Origin of the sequence: Mesorhizobium sp. M4B.F.Ca.ET.058.02.1.1, from assembly GCF_003952505.1 — a bacterium.
Classification (GTDB): Bacteria; Pseudomonadota; Alphaproteobacteria; order Rhizobiales; family Rhizobiaceae; genus Mesorhizobium.
Genome location: NZ_CP034450.1, coordinates 2,340,466 through 2,356,567, shown reverse-complemented (window position 1 = coordinate 2,356,567; position 16,102 = coordinate 2,340,466). Strand labels below are relative to the sequence as shown.

At 64.5% G+C, this 16,102-nt stretch carries 10 protein-coding genes; 5 read left to right on the top strand and 5 right to left on the bottom strand.

Annotated elements, in window-relative coordinates; genetic code table 11:
* Window positions 1-23: 23 nt before the first annotated feature.
* Window positions 24-1,157, top strand: coding sequence for a site-specific DNA-methyltransferase (locus EJ073_RS11875; protein WP_126055899.1), 1,134 nt, complete (start codon window positions 24-26; stop codon window positions 1,155-1,157).
* A gap of 58 nt (window positions 1,158-1,215) precedes the next feature.
* Here EJ073_RS11875 and EJ073_RS11870 read toward each other — a convergent pair whose 3' ends face one another.
* Window positions 1,216-1,827, bottom strand: a complete 612-nt coding sequence (locus EJ073_RS11870; RefSeq protein ID WP_126055898.1) for an HAD family phosphatase — start codon at window positions 1,825-1,827, stop codon at window positions 1,216-1,218.
* Between the two features lie 25 nt (window positions 1,828-1,852).
* On the bottom strand, window positions 1,853-2,980 hold the full coding sequence (gene mutY, locus EJ073_RS11865; protein WP_126055897.1) for an A/G-specific adenine glycosylase: 1,128 nt from the start codon (window positions 2,978-2,980) through the stop codon (window positions 1,853-1,855).
* Between the two features lie 33 nt (window positions 2,981-3,013).
* Here mutY and EJ073_RS11860 point away from each other — a divergent pair, with 33 nt between their 5' ends.
* The 3 genes from EJ073_RS11860 (at window position 3,014) to smc (ending at window position 7,906) form a co-directional block, all read left to right on the top strand.
* Window positions 3,014-3,514: a DUF721 domain-containing protein gene (locus EJ073_RS11860; protein ID WP_126055896.1), complete on the top strand. Its 501-nt coding sequence runs from the start codon at window positions 3,014-3,016 to the stop codon at window positions 3,512-3,514.
* A 141-nt stretch (window positions 3,515-3,655) separates the two neighbouring features.
* Window positions 3,656-4,384, top strand: coding sequence for a DsbA family protein (locus tag EJ073_RS11855; protein WP_126055895.1), 729 nt, complete (start codon window positions 3,656-3,658; stop codon window positions 4,382-4,384).
* Window positions 4,385-4,447: 63 nt separating this feature from the next.
* Window positions 4,448-7,906, top strand: coding sequence for a chromosome segregation protein SMC (smc, locus tag EJ073_RS11850; protein ID WP_126055894.1), 3,459 nt, complete (start codon window positions 4,448-4,450; stop codon window positions 7,904-7,906).
* 27 nt (window positions 7,907-7,933) lie between these two features.
* Here smc and EJ073_RS11845 read toward each other — a convergent pair whose 3' ends face one another.
* On the bottom strand, window positions 7,934-9,646 hold the full coding sequence (locus EJ073_RS11845) for an HAD family hydrolase (protein ID WP_126055893.1): 1,713 nt from the start codon (window positions 9,644-9,646) through the stop codon (window positions 7,934-7,936).
* Window positions 9,647-9,802: 156 nt separating this feature from the next.
* Complete coding sequence (locus EJ073_RS11840; protein ID WP_126055892.1) at window positions 9,803-10,918, bottom strand: NAD(P)/FAD-dependent oxidoreductase; 1,116 nt, start codon at window positions 10,916-10,918, stop codon at window positions 9,803-9,805.
* Window positions 10,919-11,191: 273 nt separating this feature from the next.
* Here EJ073_RS11840 and EJ073_RS11835 point away from each other — a divergent pair, with 273 nt between their 5' ends.
* Window positions 11,192-12,568 carry an aspartate aminotransferase family protein gene (locus EJ073_RS11835; protein WP_126055891.1) on the top strand — a complete coding sequence of 459 codons (1,377 nt, stop codon included), beginning with the start codon at window positions 11,192-11,194 and terminating at the stop codon, window positions 12,566-12,568.
* A 784-nt stretch (window positions 12,569-13,352) separates the two neighbouring features.
* Here the strand turns inward: EJ073_RS11835 and EJ073_RS11830 are convergent.
* Entirely contained in the window at window positions 13,353-15,659 is a 2,307-nt protein-coding gene (locus tag EJ073_RS11830; RefSeq protein ID WP_126055890.1) for an AGE family epimerase/isomerase, read from the bottom strand.
* Window positions 15,660-16,102: the final 443 nt, after the last annotated feature.

The window sequence follows — 16,102 nt, the reverse complement described above, 5'->3', positions numbered from 1 at the left end:
TAACGCGTGCCTTGGGTGTAAAAATGTCAGCCGTGCGTCTTATCGACCAGCTTTCCCACGCTCCCCAGCAATCCGAATGGCTGGACACCATCCTCAAGGGCGACTGCGTCGCGGCCCTCGACCGGCTGCCGGAAAAGTCCATCGACGTCATCTTCGCCGATCCGCCCTACAACCTGCAGCTCGACGGCGACCTGCACCGGCCCGACCAGTCCAAGGTCGACGCCGTCGACGACGACTGGGACCAGTTCGAGAGCTTTGAAGCCTATGACGCCTTCACTCGCGCCTGGCTGCTGGCGGCGCGGCGCGTGTTGAAGCCCAACGGCACCATCTGGGTCATAGGCTCCTACCACAACATCTTCAGGGTCGGCGCCAAGATGCAGGATCTCGGCTTCTGGATTCTCAACGACGTCGTCTGGCGCAAGACCAATCCGATGCCGAACTTCCGCGGCCGCCGCTTCCAGAACGCGCATGAGACGATGATCTGGGCCTCGCGCGACCAAAAGGCCAAGGGCTACACCTTCAACTACGAGGCGCTGAAGGCCTCGAACGACGATGTCCAGATGCGCTCCGACTGGCTGTTCCCGATCTGCACCGGCCAGGAGCGGCTGAAGAACGACAATGGCGACAAGTTGCATCCGACGCAGAAGCCGGAAGCGCTGCTCGCCCGCATCATGATGGCCTCGACCAAGCCGGGCGACATCGTGCTCGATCCCTTCTTTGGATCCGGCACCACCGGCGCGGTGGCAAAGCGCCTCGGCCGGCGATTCGTCGGCATCGAGCGCGAGCAGGCCTATATCGACGCCGCCAATGAGCGCATCGACGCGGTGCGGCCGCTGGAAGGCGCCGACCTGACCGTATTGTCCGGCAAGCGCGCCGAGCCGCGCGTCGCTTTCATCAGCCTGATCGACACCGGCCTGATGGCGCCGGGCGCCACGCTCTACGACGCCAAGAAGCGCTGGGCAGCCAAGGTGCGCGCCGACGGCACGGTGGCGATCGGCGACAGCGCCGGCTCGATCCACAAGATCGGCGCCGAGGTGCAGGGGCTCGACGCCTGCAACGGCTGGACCTTCTGGCACTATGAGCGCAGCGGTGGCCTCACCCCGATCGACGAGCTGCGCCGCATCGCGCGTCTCGGCATGGAGCGGGCAGGGGCCTGACCCCCGCACGCTCGCCATTAAAGTTTAATCGGAACGTCATCGTCCGAAACAATTCAAATCAGGCCTTGATCCCGTAACGCTCGAGGTCTGTCTTGAGCGTTTCGGCGTCGGTGAACAGCACAGACTGCCAGCCGGCCGCCTTGGCGCCGTCGACATTCTTCTGGCTGTCGTCGATGAACAACGTCGCGGACGGTTCGAGGCCGAACGCGGCGACATGATGATCGTAGATGGCGCGATCCGGCTTGATCTGGCGGATGTCGGCCGAAACGGTCACGCCGCGCGGACGGTTGAGGAAGTCGAAACGCTGGCGGGCTTCGGCAAGCGTGTCCGAGGCAAAGTTGGTCAGCATCGTCACATCGTGGCCGGTCTCGATCAGGCCGATCATGATGGCGACGCTGTCGTCATAGGCATGCGGCACCATCTCGTGCCAATGCCGGCGGAAATTGCGTATATTCTCCGCATGGCTCGGGTACTCGGCGATCAGCAGCGCCTCGGCCTCATCCCAACTCCGCCCGCGGTCCTGCTCGAGGTTCCAGTCATGCGTGCAGACATTGTCGAAGAACCATTTCCGCTCCCCGGCATCCGGAATAAGGCGGCTGAACGGGATATCCGGATCGTAGTGGATCAGCACCTTGCCGATGTCGAACACGATGTGGCGGATTTCGGTCATGCGGGTCCTTCGCTAGTTCCGCCCATCACTGCGGGCGCTGTCTTCTGGTCGCGCCCGGTATCGCCGCTTCGATTACCCTTTTCATGACGGTGGGCAGCGCTTCCCCGGAAATTTCATGGGCCAGCGACCAGAAATGCCCATCCGGCGCATCGCCTTTGATGTGGGCATGAAAGACTTCGAGTTCGAGCGCGAAATGGGTGAAGACATGGGCGATCCGTCCGGCGTGCCGCCAGTCGGCAGGCAAGGGCGCCGCGGCTTCCGTGGTCGCGCCGTCCACCCTTGCGCTCCACGACGTCGTCGGTACCTCTGTCATGCCGCCGAGCAGGCCCTTTTCCGGGCGCTTGCGCAGGAGGATGGCGCCATCATTGCGCTCGGCCACGAACGCCGCGCCGCGCCTGAGCGGCTTGTCGTCCTTGGGCAGGCGGACCGGGAAACGCTCGGGATCGCCTGAGAGGATGGCGCTGCAATCCTCGCGCAGCGGGCACAGCATGCAGCGCGGCCGCCGTGGCGTGCAGAGCGTGGCGCCGAGATCCATCATCGCCTGGGCGAAATCGCCGGGCCGCCTTGCCGGAACCATCTGCTCGACCAGCGCGCGGATCTCGGGCTTGGCCTCGCTGAGCGGCGTCGCGATTGAATTGAGCCTGGACACGACGCGCTCGACATTGCCGTCGACGACGGCCGCCGGCCGGTCGAAGGCGATGGCTGCGATCGCCGCCGCCGTATAGGCGCCGATCCCCGGCAGCTCACGCAGCCCGGCCTCCGTGTCCGGAAAGCGGCCGCCGCGCCCGGCGACCAGATCGGCGCAGGCCTTGAGGTTGCGCGCCCGGGAATAATAGCCGAGCCCGGCCCAGGCCTTCATGACATCCTCGACGGGCGCCGCCGCCAGCGTCCCGACGTCAGGCCATTTTTCGAGGAATGCGCGAAAATAGGCTTTGACCGCTTCGACAGTCGTCTGCTGCAACATGACTTCCGAGAGCCATACGCGGTATGGGTCTGGCCTTGCGCCGCCGGCCAGCGCCCCGGGCGCGACGCGCCACGGCAGGTCGCGGTGATGCGCGTCGTACCAGGCGAGCAGGCGGGAGGCGACACCGCCTGAAAGGGCTTCGCTGCTTTCGCCGGATGCGGCCTTGCGGGTCTGGTCGTGCGGTGCCATTGATCGGATGAGCTCGGGGATTGGAGAACGCACATGGCAGGGAAAAAGCCCTACGGCAATCCCGTCCCGGTGAGCGATCTCGCAACCGAGATCCTCGATCCGGTGTTGAAGAAGCGCGCAGGCATCTCGATCGGGCTGGTGCAGTCCTGGGAGGAGATCGCCGGACCCCGGCTAGCCGGGCGCTCGCGCCCGGAAAAGATCCAGTGGCCGCGTCGCTTGCATGAGGACGACCCGTTCGAACCTGCGGTGCTGGTGATCGCCTGCGAAGGCATGGCGGCGCTCCACCTGCAGCATGAAGCCGGGGAAATCATCAATCGCGTCAATTCCTTCCTCGGCTTTAGCGCTATTGGCCGCATCAAGATCGTGCAAAAGCCGGTGCTGTCCGGAAAGGCCCGCCCGAAACCGGCGCCGAGACCGCTCAACGACGCGGAGAAGGCGAAGCTTTCGCGAACCGTCGGCAAGATCGAGGACGATGGCTTGCGCGCCTCATTGGAGCGGCTGGGCGCAACGATTCTAGGGCAGAAAAGGCCATAGGATTGTCGTTTATCTCGCGTATTCGTGAACGCACGACAAAATTTGGCGATTGGAATGGGGACGGCGATGCCTTAATTCGCGCCAACTCTCGCCTTCTCTAGCTTTTGCATTGCAAAATCCAACTGATATCAGGTGATTCGCATGAACCGTCCTTTGTCTCGCAGAAACCTTTTGAGCTCGCTGGCCGCCATTCCGGCGGTGGCTTTCATCGCCGCATGCAGCGACTCGGAGGAGGAGGCAAAGGCGGCCGATGCGAAGCCCGCCAACCCGTCGACACCCGCCAAGCCGGCGACGCCGGCCGCCGCCAAGGTGCCGGAAGCGCAGGGCACAGTCGACATGGCGCAACTGCTGAAGCCGGGCGCGCTGCCCGAAAAGCAGCTCGGCAAGGACGACGCCAAGGTCACCATCGTCGAATATGCCTCGATGACATGCCCGCATTGCGCGCATTTCAACGATACAACCTTCCCTGAGTTGAAGACCAAGTACATCGACACCGGCAAGGCGCGCTATATCCTGCGCGAATTCCCCTTCGACCCGAGCGCCGAGGCCGGCTTCATGCTGGCGCGCTGCGCCAAGGATAACTATTTCCCGATGGTCGACGTGCTGTTCAAGCAGCAGCCGAGCTGGGTTGGCGTCAACAACACCAAGGAAGCACTGCTGCAGATATCCAAGCTCGCCGGTTTTACACAGGAGTCCTTTGAGGCCTGCTTGACGGACCAGAAACTTCTGGACGATGTCAGAGCAGTCCAGAAACGCGGCGCGGACGAGTTCAAGGTCGACTCGACGCCGACCTTCTTCATCAATGGGAAGACCTACAAAGGGGCGATGTCGATTGAGGAAATGTCGGCCATCATCGACCCTCTGCTCTGACGTCCAGGCCGCGTCGAAGCGACCGAGCTTCGGCGCGCTCGCCTGTAATGTGGGGCGGCGCGAATGAAATTTTCGCGCCTTCGCCTCCTCGGTTTCAAGTCCTTCGTCGAGCCCGGCGAGTTCGTCATCGAACGCGGCCTTACCGGCATCGTCGGACCGAACGGCTGCGGCAAGTCGAACCTTGTCGAGGCGCTGCGCTGGGTGATGGGCGAAAGCTCCTACAAGAACATGCGCGCGTCCGGCATGGACGACGTGATCTTCTCCGGCTCGGGCACGCGGCCGGCCCGCAACACCGCCGAAGTCACGCTTTTCCTCGACAACACCGACCGCACCGCGCCCGCCGCCTTCAATGACGCCGATGAGTTACAGGTGTCGCGCCGCATCGAGCGCGAGGCGGGCTCGCTCTACCGCATCAATGGCAAGGAAGCACGCGCCAAGGACGTGCAGCTGCTGTTCGCCGACCAGTCGACCGGCGCGCGCTCGCCCTCGATGGTCGGGCAGGGCCGCATCGGCGAACTGATCCAGGCCAAGCCCCAGGCGCGCCGCGCCCTTCTCGAAGAGGCGGCTGGCATTTCCGGCCTGCACACGCGCCGCCACGAGGCGGAACTCAGGCTGAAGGCCGCCGAGCAGAACCTCGAACGGCTGGACGACGTCGTTGGCGAACTGGAGAGCCAGATCGACAGCCTCAAGCGCCAGGCGCGCCAGGCCTCGCGCTTCAAGAACCTGTCGGCCGATATCCGCAAGGCCGAGGCGACGCTGCTACATCTGCGCTGGACGCTGGCCAAGACCCAGGAGGGCGACGCGCGTTCGGCACTTGCCGCCGCGACGACGCTGGTCGGAGACCGCGCCGCCGCGCAGATGGCCGCCGCCAGGGAACAAGGCATCGGCGCCCACAGGCTGCCGGACCTGCGCGACGCCGAAGCTGCCGCCGCCGCCGCCTTCCAGCGCCTGTCGATCGCCAAGACACAGATCGAGGAAGAGGCCGGCCGCATCCGCTCCCGCCAGGTCGAGCTTGAGCGCCGGCTGCAGCAGCTCGACGGCGACATGGCCCGCGAGGAGCGCATGGTGCGCGACAATGCGGATATCCTGGAGCGCCTTCGCGCCGAGGAAGCTTCGCTCAACTCCGAGAATGCCGGTGCCGCCGAGCGCGAGGCCACGACGCGCGCCGCCTTCGAACAGGCCGGGGCGACGCTCTCGCAGAGCGAAGCAAAGCTTGCCGCGCTGACCGCCGAACGGGCCGAGGCCGCCGCCTCGCGGCATCAGATCGAACGAACACTGCGCGAGACCGCCGAGCGTCGCGACCGCTTTGCCCGCCAGCTCGCCGAGGTCGACCGCGAGCTTTCCGACATCGTCGCCCGCATTTCCGGCCTGCCCGATCCGGCCGAGAAGCGGCTGCTGGTCGAGGACGCGCTCGCCCGCCTGGAAGAGAGCGAGGCCGGCGCCATCGCCGCCGAGCAGGCCGTCGCCGAGGCGCGCGGCTCCGAAAGCGCCGCCCGCCCGCCGCTACAGGACGCCAAGGCGGAGTTGCAGCGCATCGAGACCGAAGCCCGCACGCTTTCCAAGATTTTGAATGCCGCCAGCGGCGATCTTTTCCCGTCCGTGCTGGAGCAGCTCAGCGTCGAGCGCGGCTACGAGACCGCGCTGGGCGCCGCCCTCGGCGAGGATCTCGACGTGCCGCTCGACCGCAGCGCGCCGGTGCATTGGGGCGAGAGCGCGATCCAGCCGGGCGATGCAGCGCTGCCCGACGGCGTGAAGAGCCTTGCCAGCGTCGTGCGCGCGCCCTCCCAGCTTGCCCGCCGGCTGGCGCAGATCGGTATCGTGGAGGCTGCCGATGGCCGCCGTCTCCAGGCCCTGCTTGCGCCCGGCCAGCGGCTGGTCAGCCGCGACGGCGCGCTGTGGCGCTGGGACGGCTTGACCGCCAGCGCCGACGCGCCGACCGCCGCGGCACAACGGCTGGCGCAGAAGAACCGGCTGGCCGAGCTCGACGCCGAGGCGGTGCAGGCCACCCGCGTCCTGCGCGAGGCCGAAGCAGCCCTTGCCCAGGCCGAACAGGCGCTGCGCCAGGCAAGCGAGGCCGAGCGCAATGCCCGCCAGGCCGGCCGCGATGCCCAGCATGGGCTGGATGCCGCCCGCAACGCGCTGGCCGAGGCCGAGAAGGCCGGCGGCGAACTGGTGAGCCGGCGCGCCGCGCTCGACGAGGCGCGCGCCCGCGTCGTCGACAGCCATGAGGAAACCCAGGCGGCCTTCCTGGAAGCCGAAACGCTGCTGCAGGACGCGCCCGATCTCGGTGACCTGCAACTGCAGCTCGAACAGTCCTCGGCCAATGTCTCGCGCGATCGAGCCACTCTTGCCGACGCGCGCGCCGTCCATGAGGGCTTGCGGCGCGAAGCCGAAGCGCGTGTGCGCCGGCTCGAAGCCATCGGCGCCGAGCGCCGCAGCTGGCTGGAGCGGGCCGAGAACGCCTCGACGCAGATCGCCGCCCTTGGCGAGCGCAAGGCGGAAGCCGAGGCCGAGCGCGAGCGGCTGGCCGATGCTCCCGATGAGATCGATGCCAGGCGCCGCGCGCTGCTCTCGCAACTGGCCGAGGCGGAGACGCTGCGCCAGGCAGCGGCCGACCGCTTGCAGGAAGCAGAGAACAAACAGGCCGAATTCGACAAGGCCGCGACCGCTGCCATCCAATCGCTCGCCGAAGCGCGCGAAACCCGCGTCCGCGCCGAGGAGCGGCTGACCGCCGCCGACGAGCGGCGGCTGGAGGTCGAGGCGCGCATCCAGGAAACGCTGAACACGCCACCGCACCTGGTCATCCGCCACACCGGTCTGGAAGCCGATGAACCGATGCCCGAAATGGCCGATGTCGAGCGTCAGCTCGACCGGCTGAAGGTCGAGCGTGAGCGGCTCGGCGCCGTCAACCTGCGCGCCGAGGAAGAGCAGAAGGAGCTGTCCGACCGGCTGGAGACCATCGTTTCCGAGCGCGAGGACATCATCGAGGCGATCCGCAAATTGCGGCAGGCGATCCAGAGCCTGAACCGCGAAGGGCGCGAGCGGCTGCTGTCGGCGTTCGAGGTGGTAAACGGCCATTTCCAGCGCCTGTTCTCGCATTTGTTCGGCGGCGGCACCGCCGAACTGCAGCTGATCGAATCCGAGGATCCGCTGGAAGCCGGGCTCGAAATCCTCGCCCGCCCACCGGGCAAGAAGCCGCAGACCATGACGCTGCTCTCCGGCGGCGAGCAGGCGCTGACGGCGATGTCGCTGATCTTCGCTGTGTTCCTCACCAATCCGGCGCCGATCTGCGTGCTCGACGAGGTCGACGCGCCGCTCGACGACCACAATGTCGAGCGCTTCTGCAATCTCATGGACGAGATGTCCCGTACTACAGAGACGCGCTTCGTCATCATCACCCACAACCCGATCACTATGGCGCGCATGGACCGGCTGTTCGGCGTCACCATGGCCGAGCAGGGCGTCAGCCAGCTGGTCTCGGTCGACCTGCAGGCCGCCGAGGCGATGCGCGAGGCGAGCTGAGGCGGCGGCCAACATGCCGCCAACCGGCTACTTCTCCGGAGCGGTCGCTGGCGCCGTATAGCGGCGGCGTACGGCATCGAGCACCAGCTTGCGGCTCTTCTCGGCCGAAAGCGCCTTGTCCTTTTCCGCCATGGCCGTTTCGCGCGCCAGCTCCTTGTCCCTGATCTGACGGCGGAACCATTCCGAATAGTCGCCGGCGCGCAGATGATGCATCCAGGTCTTGTCGTCTATGCCTTCCGCCATCTGGGCAAAGATGATCAGATTGTGCGCCCTCAGGTTCATCGCATTCTTGGGACCCTTGAAATAGAAGCTGCCTGCTTCGTCGAGCTGGCCCTCGGCATATTTGCGGCTGTGCCGCTTCAGCGATTGGCTGGGCTCGATCGCCTTGACGGTAAAAGGCTTCTTGCCGGTATGCGGCCGCCAGAGCAGTACGCGATCTCCTTTCGGGGTGGGGATGTTTCCCGGCGCCTCCAGTCCGGTTTCCTTGCAGAACGTCTTGATCACGCCTTTCGCTTGAGGTCCGAGCGCAATCACTACCGTCACCAGGCGCAAGGCATCCGTCGAGATCGCTTCCGGATGCACCGTGATCAGCACTGTCCCGGGCAATTCAAGCGAAAGCACCGCTCGCGTGTCCTCGCGCCGCTTGGGCAGAAGGTGATGCGCTTCGTCGATGATCAGCCAATGCGGTCTTGCCGTGCGGTAGCGGACATTGCCAAGGCCGGGCAGGAGTTCCGCGAAGAAGTCCGGCCGCTCATCGACCCTCAACGCCAGGCCGTTGACGACGACATTGGTGTCAGGCTTGCCGATCAGCTGCAGCAACTGGTCCTTGCTTGGCGCAGCCGAGGAATCGCCAAGCGGCACAGCGCCCTGCAGCCCGTCATAATCGCCCTCCGGATCGAAGATGCAGAACTGCAGACCTTTTTCCGCGAGCCGTTCGGTAAGCGCCGTGGCCAGTGTCGATTTGCCGATGCCGGAGCTCCCGGCAATCAACACTGTCTCCACCGGCGAGAGATAGACTTCCTTGCCGTTAGCGCTGCCAAGCAGGACGCCCCTGGCACGTTTGCGCGCAATCAGATGATCGAGCTTGATCATCTTGCCGATCAATTCCTCGACGCCTTTGCCGCGCTCCCCGCTGGTCACCAGATCGGCCGTGTCCTTCACTGCCGGCAAGGCGTTGTCGACGGCGACACTGCAGCCTGAGGCGCGCAGGAAGGCGTGGTCGTTTTCAGCGTCGCCGACGGCGACCACATTGTGCGGTGACAACTTGAGATCTTCGAGCGCGGCTGCAAGGCCGGTCGCCTTGTTGATGCCGCTGGGCAGGATCATCACCGCGCCCTTGTTGAAGATGATCTCCAGCTCCAGCCCTAGCTTCTTGATGACGTCGAGCACCGTTGCCTGATGCGGCTCCCAGGTGGCGACGATCGAGCGCCCGACCGAGAGCGGCTTGACGCCGCGCTTCTTCAGCCGGGCGACGAGGTCGGGCGAGGGCGCTGGCGAAATCGTGCGCTCTTCCTCGCTTGCCGGCGTGTAGATCAGCGCACCGTTTTCCGCGACGACCTTGTCGAAAATGCCAACCTCCGGAAAGACCTGCTTCAGGTCCGGCAATTCGCGCCCGGTGACCAGGATGAGCTTGCGGCCGGATTTCTTCAGCTTCTCCAGCGCCGCGAACGTGCTTTTCGAGACCAGGCCGTCATGCGCGACCGTGCCATCATAGTCAGTGGCCAATGCCATGAAATACATCGGGTTCGACCTCTCCGCTGGGCGATGTCTGATCTGCCGGAAGAACCGGGCTGGCAAACATCAACGCTTGTCGGCGGAAAAGGTTTAGACCCTCGGTCTGCCTCGCAGCGATCGCGGTCTTTCTCGCGCAGCCTTCGATGACCTTCTCGTGCTCAGCTAGGCGAGCGTCAGAATGCGCGCGACATGCGCGGCGATCGCCAGGCTGGACGTCAGCCCGGGGCTTTCGATGCCGAACAGATTGACCACGCCCTCGATGCCGTGGGTTGCCGCATCCTGGATGATGAAGTCGCTGTTGGCCTCGCCGGGTCCGGAAAGCTTTGGGCGGATGCCGCTATAGGCCGGTTGCAGGCTGCCGTCCGCGAGCTCCGGCCAGTATTTGCGGATCGCATCGTAGAAGCGCTCGCCGCGCGTGGGGTCGACGCGGTAGTCCAGCCCGTCCGTCCATTCGACATCCGGCCCGAAGCGCGCCGTGCCGGCGAGGTCGAGCGTCAGGTGAACGCCGAGCCCGCCGGGTTCGGGCACCGGATAGACAAGCCGCGAGAAGGGTACGCGCCCGGCCACCGAAAAATAACTGCCCTTGGCGTAGCGAAGCGTCGGCAGGAACTGCCGATCGAATCCTTCGAGCGAAGCGGCAAGCGCCACTGCGCCGAGACCTGCCGCGTTGACGAGGTGTGAGGTGGCGATCTCGAAACGCTCGCCGCTTGCGGTGTCCATCGTCTCGAGGACGATGCCGCCGGTTCCGATACGACCGGAAACCACACGCGTGTTGAGCGACAGCATGGCGCCGTTCGCTTCGGCCTCGCCGAGCAAGGTGAGCATCAGCGCGTGGCTGTCGACGATGCCGGTGGAGGGCGACAGCAATGCCTTGGTGCAGTGCAGCGCCGGCTCCAGCGCCTGCGCCTCGGCTGCGGACAGAAAACGCAGGTCGTCAACTCCGCAAGCGGCGGCATTGCCGCGAATGGAGGAAAGCACCGGTTCCTGAGCCCCGTCTGTCGCGACGATGAGCTTGCCACAACGCCGGTGCGGGATTGATCGCTCCGCGCAGTAGCGATAGAGCAACTCCCGCCCGTCAACGCAGAGGCGCGCCTTCAGCGACCCCTTTGGGTAGTAGATACCGGCGTGGACGACCTCCGAATTTCGCGAACTTGTCTCGGTGCCGATGGCGTCGGCGGCTTCGAATATCAGCGTGTCCAGGCCTTGTGCGGCCATGGCGCGCGCAGCCGCCAGACCGATGACGCCGGCGCCGGCGACGATGCAATCGACCTGTTCCATGCCCCTGTCCATCTGGTTGCGCAAGCGGCGCGTCGCAGCCTTCAAGGATCATAGCCTTGTTGTCCAGTGCCGGCGATCACGTGCGTGGCCGCGGCATCGGGATCATTTGGAACTGAGTTGGGGAACCACATGGCGCTATCGATCATGACACAGCGGCTCTTGCGGCCACCTGCCGCCATGATGCATCAAGCATCCCAAACGCGAGTAATCCCTGGACCGCTCATCAGACGAGACGGTTCTGTTTCGGCTGCACGCCTGCAGACAGGAGCCATCATGGACGCCCGACCCAATTCCCCTGAAGCCCGCGATATCCGCTACCACCTGCATGCCTACACCAATGCCCGCAAGCATCAGGAAACAGGCCCGCTCGTCATCGAAAAGGGCGACGGCATCTATGTCGAGGACATTGCCGGCAACCGCTATATCGAGGCGATGGCAGGCCTGTGGAGCGTCGCCGTCGGCTTCTCGGAAAAGCGCCTGGTCGAGGCGGCCACGCGGCAGATGTCGAAGCTGCCCTATTATCACGACTTCGGATCGAAGGCGCATTCGCCGCTGATCGACCTGGCCGAGAAACTGGTGCAGATGGCGCCAGTGCCCATGAGCAAGGCCTACTTCACCAATTCCGGCTCCGAGGCCAACGATACGGCCATCAAGATGATCTGGTACCGGTCAAACGCGCTCGGCCAGCCGGCGCGCAAGAAGATCATCAGCCGCAAGCGCGGCTACCACGGCGTGACCGTTGCCGCGGCAAGCCTGACCGGGCTGCCGAACAACCATCTCTCTTTCGACCTGCCGATCGCCAATGTGCTGCACACGTCGACGCCGCACCATTGGCGCGATGCCAGGCCGGGCGAGAGCGAAGAGCAGTTCTCCAGCCGTCTCGCCGACGAGTTGGAGACGCTGATCCTTGCCGAGGGACCGGAGACCATCGCCGCCTTCTTCGGCGAGCCGATCATGGGCGCCGGCGGCGTCGTCGTTCCGCCCGCCGGCTATTGGGAGAAGATCCAGTCCGTGCTGTCGAGATACGACGTCCTGCTCGTTGCCGACGAGGTCATCTGCGGCTTTGGCCGGACCGGCGAGATGTTCGGCTCGCAGACCTTCGGCATCAAGCCTGACATCATGGTTCTGTCGAAGCAGATTTCTTCCTCCTATCTGCCGATCTCGGCATTGCTCATCAACGACAAGGTGTTCGAGCCGATTGCCGATGAAAGCGATCGCATCGGCACCTTCGGCCACGGCTTCACCGGCGGCGGCCATCCCGTCGCCGCGGCCGTCGCGCTGGAGAATATCAAGCTGATCGAGGAACGCGACCTCGTCGGCAACGCGCGCACCATCGGCGCGCATCTGCAGGCAAGGCTGCGCAGGCTGGCCTCGCATCCGCTGGTCGGCGAGGTGCGCGGCGTTGGCCTGATCGCCGCCGTCGAGCTGGTCACCGACAAGGCGAGCAAGGCGCCATGGGGCAAGCCTGCCGCCCTCGGTGTGCTGGTCAACGGGTTCCTGCAGCAGAATGGCGTCATTTCGCGCAACATGGGCGACGCCATCGCCTTCTGCCCGCCCCTGATCATCACCGAGCCCCAGCTGGATACGCTGGTCGATGCGTTCGAGCGGTCGCTCGACGCCGCCCTGCCGCAGGTTCGGCCGCAGGGCTGAAAAACCCGTCAGCATACCCGTCATAAGCGAGCGCTCATTCTCAGCGCCCGTTCAATGGCCAGTGACGATGCACCCTGGGCTTTTAGTCAGGCGTTGGCGAGTCAAATTGGTGCCGCCGTCCGGGACTTCTGACACAGTGGAAGGTGGCCGGCGCCACATTGGGCGTGTTTGGGTGGGGTATATGGCGCCGGCCAGGCGAACAAAAAATCCACCGCCCTAACAAGCTACCAGCCAATCCGTCGGTGCCTGTGGCGTGATCGCGGACGTTTTGCGGCCCGGCGCGCTCTTGTCGTTCACATGACAGAGAGCCGAGCCTTACCGGCGTTGCCTGAGGAAACGGCAACCGGCTGGCGAAGAAATATAAACTTCGGCTGAAACAGGCGAAACACATCCATATGGACGAAGCAGGGGTAGCAACCGGATCATCCCTGATGTGGGCCTCGGCCTTGACCCGCTTGAAAGCGAAGTCCGGATCGTAGCGATGGGTGGGATTGCATACCGCGCATTTGACCTCTGCCTCGCCATTCGGCGTCGGCATCTCTTGGCAGCCGCGCTTCCAGGCTCCTTGGAAGACTTTGGTTTCAGCTGGCTGCCATTTCGACAATCGGCGACTCGCCCCGCATCGCCGGCCCTGCAGGTGTTCAACGCCGCGCCGTGCGACGGACCCGCCATTCCATCGGCAGCGCGTTGCACGCGTGTCATCGTCTCACCCTTGCGCGCGAGTAGGGAAAGTTCGTCGGATTTGGACGTCTCCTCCGCCATCCGACGAACGGCCGATCCTTGATCAACCGTAGACCTGCGTCCGAGTGGGGCCGCCTGCATCGGACCCCGGGAGCGGGAAGGGCTCTACCTGCCCTTCGGTCTTGTCCAGGTACTGCATCAACGCCGTTACCAGATGGTAGAAGATGCTCGCGGGGACCTCCGTCGCCACTGACCTTCCGCGCTCGTCAATCCTGTCAACCCACAAGCCAAGCGGTGCTGGATCGATATGCCATCGGAAGAGGCGGGCGACACGAGCTTCGATCTCGGGTTTCAGATCAGGCCCGCCAATGCCGTCCAGGGCGATGGCCGCCTTGACGGCCTCGCATTGCGGCCAACTGCGAGAGAGCCGGTCGAAGGGCATTCCCTGCCGCGACACGGCCGCATAAGCCAGACCGGTGGCCCGGTTCAATCCGCTGGCGATCGCCGACGAATAGAGCTTCCTTGCGTAGACTGCCAAGTCTTTCTGCCCACTTGCCCGCGTGAAATCGACAAGGAGCGAGGCCCATTCGAAATGGTGCCCCGGTTCGGTCCACTGACCGTCGTCTCCAGGCAGCGGCAGCCAGTCGACATCGAAGCGTTCGCCAAGCGTCCAGCTCTCCTGGTCGAAGAAGTGACTCCGGAAAAGATCGATGATGCGTGCCGCCCGACGCAGGTAGCTGCGGTCGCCGGTGACGCCATACCAGGCAAGGAAGGATTCCAGCATGTGCATATGCGGGTTCGAGAACCGCACCCCACTCCAGCCAGGGCTCTCCAGGAAGCCGTTCAAGCAGCCGTCCTCGAGATGGGTGTCGATGAAATGAAATGTCTCTTGAGCAAGCCGCAAGGCATCCCGATCGCCGCATCGATGAGCATGGGCAAGCGCCAGGAGCACACAGGAATGGTCGTAGGCGTCCTCCACCGGGTCGACCACGCTGCCGTTGGAATTGAGGCTGCGAACCCAGCCGCCGCGGTCGGTGCGACCGTATTTCGCGATGAAGTCGATGCCGTGGCTGATGAGCCTGTCGGCCGGTCCGGCCCAGCCGCGTTCCTTGGCGACCGCGAAAGCGTAGATCTGGCGAGCCATCGTCCGCATGCGCTTGGGCTTGCCTAACGGCCTTGCATCGAAACCGAGAGCCTCGTGGAAGCCGCCATGCACATCGTCGACACCTGCAGTGGACCACAGCGGCAGCGTCTCGTTGAAGAGCCAGTGCTCGACGCGCTTTCGCCATGATCCGCTGATTATGACGCGGTCTTCCGACGCCGTGAACTTCGTCTCGAGGCGTCCGCTCTTCTCTAACTGTTCGACAACCTTCTTCACGTTCTGGCTGTGGGTGACCGGAGCGACGAACACTGCGTCCGGGGTCGCCACCACCGCCACATCCTTCATTCCGATGACGGTCAGCAGCCTGCCCTGGCTTCTGAGGTAGGAGCTGCCGCAATCCATGGCGACGACGTCGCCCGCTACGACATTTCCGTCGCGGTCCGTCGGGCTGGCTTCGAGCAGCGATTGCCACGAACCAAGGTCGTTCCAGCGGAAGGAAGCCGTAACCATCGCGATACCGCGTGCATGCTCCATGACCGCGTAGTCGATCGATGTCGACGGGACGGTCGAGTAGAAGCCCTGAGGCAAATAAATGCCTGAGAGGTCGGCCCGTGCGGTCTTATGGGCCCGTTCCGCAGTGTCCCAGATGTCCGGCCGGAGGTCGAGAAATGCCTTCCGCATCGTGTCGGCACGAAACAGAAAGATGCCGGCGTTCCAGTAGAACCTTCCCGAAGACACATATTTGCGGGCCGTCTCGATATTGGGCTTTTCGACAAAGTGCGAAACGGCGGCCACTCCGTCACCATTTGCCGCAACCTTAACCTTTATGTAGCCGTACCCTGTTTCGGGATGCGTCGGTTTGATGCCGAATACCACAATGCTTCCTGAATCCGCGGCAGGCATGCCCGCTTCGACGGTTTCCCAGAATTGCTTTTCGGTCGATATCTCGTGGTCGGAGGGCACCACCAGTACAAGCGCGTCGACGCCATGTTCGGAGATTGTCTGCAGGGTGGCTATTGCGACCGCCGCGGCCGTATTGCGTCCGATGGGCTCGAAAATCGGTCTGCCGCCGTTCAGGCCGAGCGCACCGATATCCGAAATGACGCGGTCGGCATGCCGTTCCGAAGCTATCAGGTAGATCGGCGCCTCACCGTCCGGCCGCATCTTGAGGCGTCGAACAGTTTTTGCAAGCATCGAGCCGTCGCCCGAAAAGTCATGGAATTGCTTGGGATTGTCTTCGCGCGAGAGCGGCCACAGCCGTGATCCGACGCCCCCGCTCATGACAAAACTTACGATCCGGTCCGGCATGCTCCAGTTCCTCTCAGAAAGTCTGGTTGTAGGCTCCGACTTCTGGATTGCGGCGCAGCACGGGATCGAGAGCCTCGAACATCTCGCGACGTCGCTCCGGCGACAGCACTGGTCTCGAAGGCGAATGTGTTCGGTCTGGCTTGGCCGACTACGTTCAGGGCCACGGTTTCCCCTCCGCACATGCGGGGGCTGATCCTAGCACGCAGCCGTGCCCAAGAGCCCTTGATGAATTGGGGGTAGCCCTAAAGCCCTGATTTCTCACCCACCTATCCAACAGGAGCATGTCCGCCGCCAGCGCAGAGGGGTGTCTCGTGCGTTCCTGCCGGACGAAGGGCGTTTCGGGCGCCTGGCTAGCTCCGGCAAACAAGCGTCAATTCCGGCTCGGATCGCCTTGGCGCGCTCTTCCTGGCGACTGCTGTTTCTTCATTGTTACCCGACGCCAC

Excerpts from the sequence above, each read along its gene's own strand:
- EJ073_RS11845 (WP_126055893.1), bottom strand. The coding sequence starts at position 9,646 with ATGTATTTCATGGCATTGGCCACTGACTATGATGGCACGGTCGCGCAT.
- EJ073_RS11870 (WP_126055898.1), bottom strand. The coding sequence starts at position 1,827 with ATGACCGAAATCCGCCACATCGTGTTCGACATCGGCAAGGTGCTGATC.
- EJ073_RS11840 (WP_126055892.1), bottom strand. The coding sequence starts at position 10,918 with ATGGAACAGGTCGATTGCATCGTCGCCGGCGCCGGCGTCATCGGTCTG.
- EJ073_RS11855 (WP_126055895.1), top strand. The coding sequence starts at position 3,656 with ATGAACCGTCCTTTGTCTCGCAGAAACCTTTTGAGCTCGCTGGCCGCC.
- EJ073_RS11875 (WP_126055899.1), top strand. The coding sequence starts at position 24 with ATGTCAGCCGTGCGTCTTATCGACCAGCTTTCCCACGCTCCCCAGCAA.
- EJ073_RS11830 (WP_126055890.1), bottom strand. The coding sequence starts at position 15,659 with ATGCCGGACCGGATCGTAAGTTTTGTCATGAGCGGGGGCGTCGGATCA.
- EJ073_RS11835 (WP_126055891.1), top strand. The coding sequence starts at position 11,192 with ATGGACGCCCGACCCAATTCCCCTGAAGCCCGCGATATCCGCTACCAC.
- EJ073_RS11860 (WP_126055896.1), top strand. The coding sequence starts at position 3,014 with ATGGCAGGGAAAAAGCCCTACGGCAATCCCGTCCCGGTGAGCGATCTC.
- smc (WP_126055894.1), top strand. The coding sequence starts at position 4,448 with ATGAAATTTTCGCGCCTTCGCCTCCTCGGTTTCAAGTCCTTCGTCGAG.
- mutY (WP_126055897.1), bottom strand. The coding sequence starts at position 2,980 with ATGGCACCGCACGACCAGACCCGCAAGGCCGCATCCGGCGAAAGCAGC.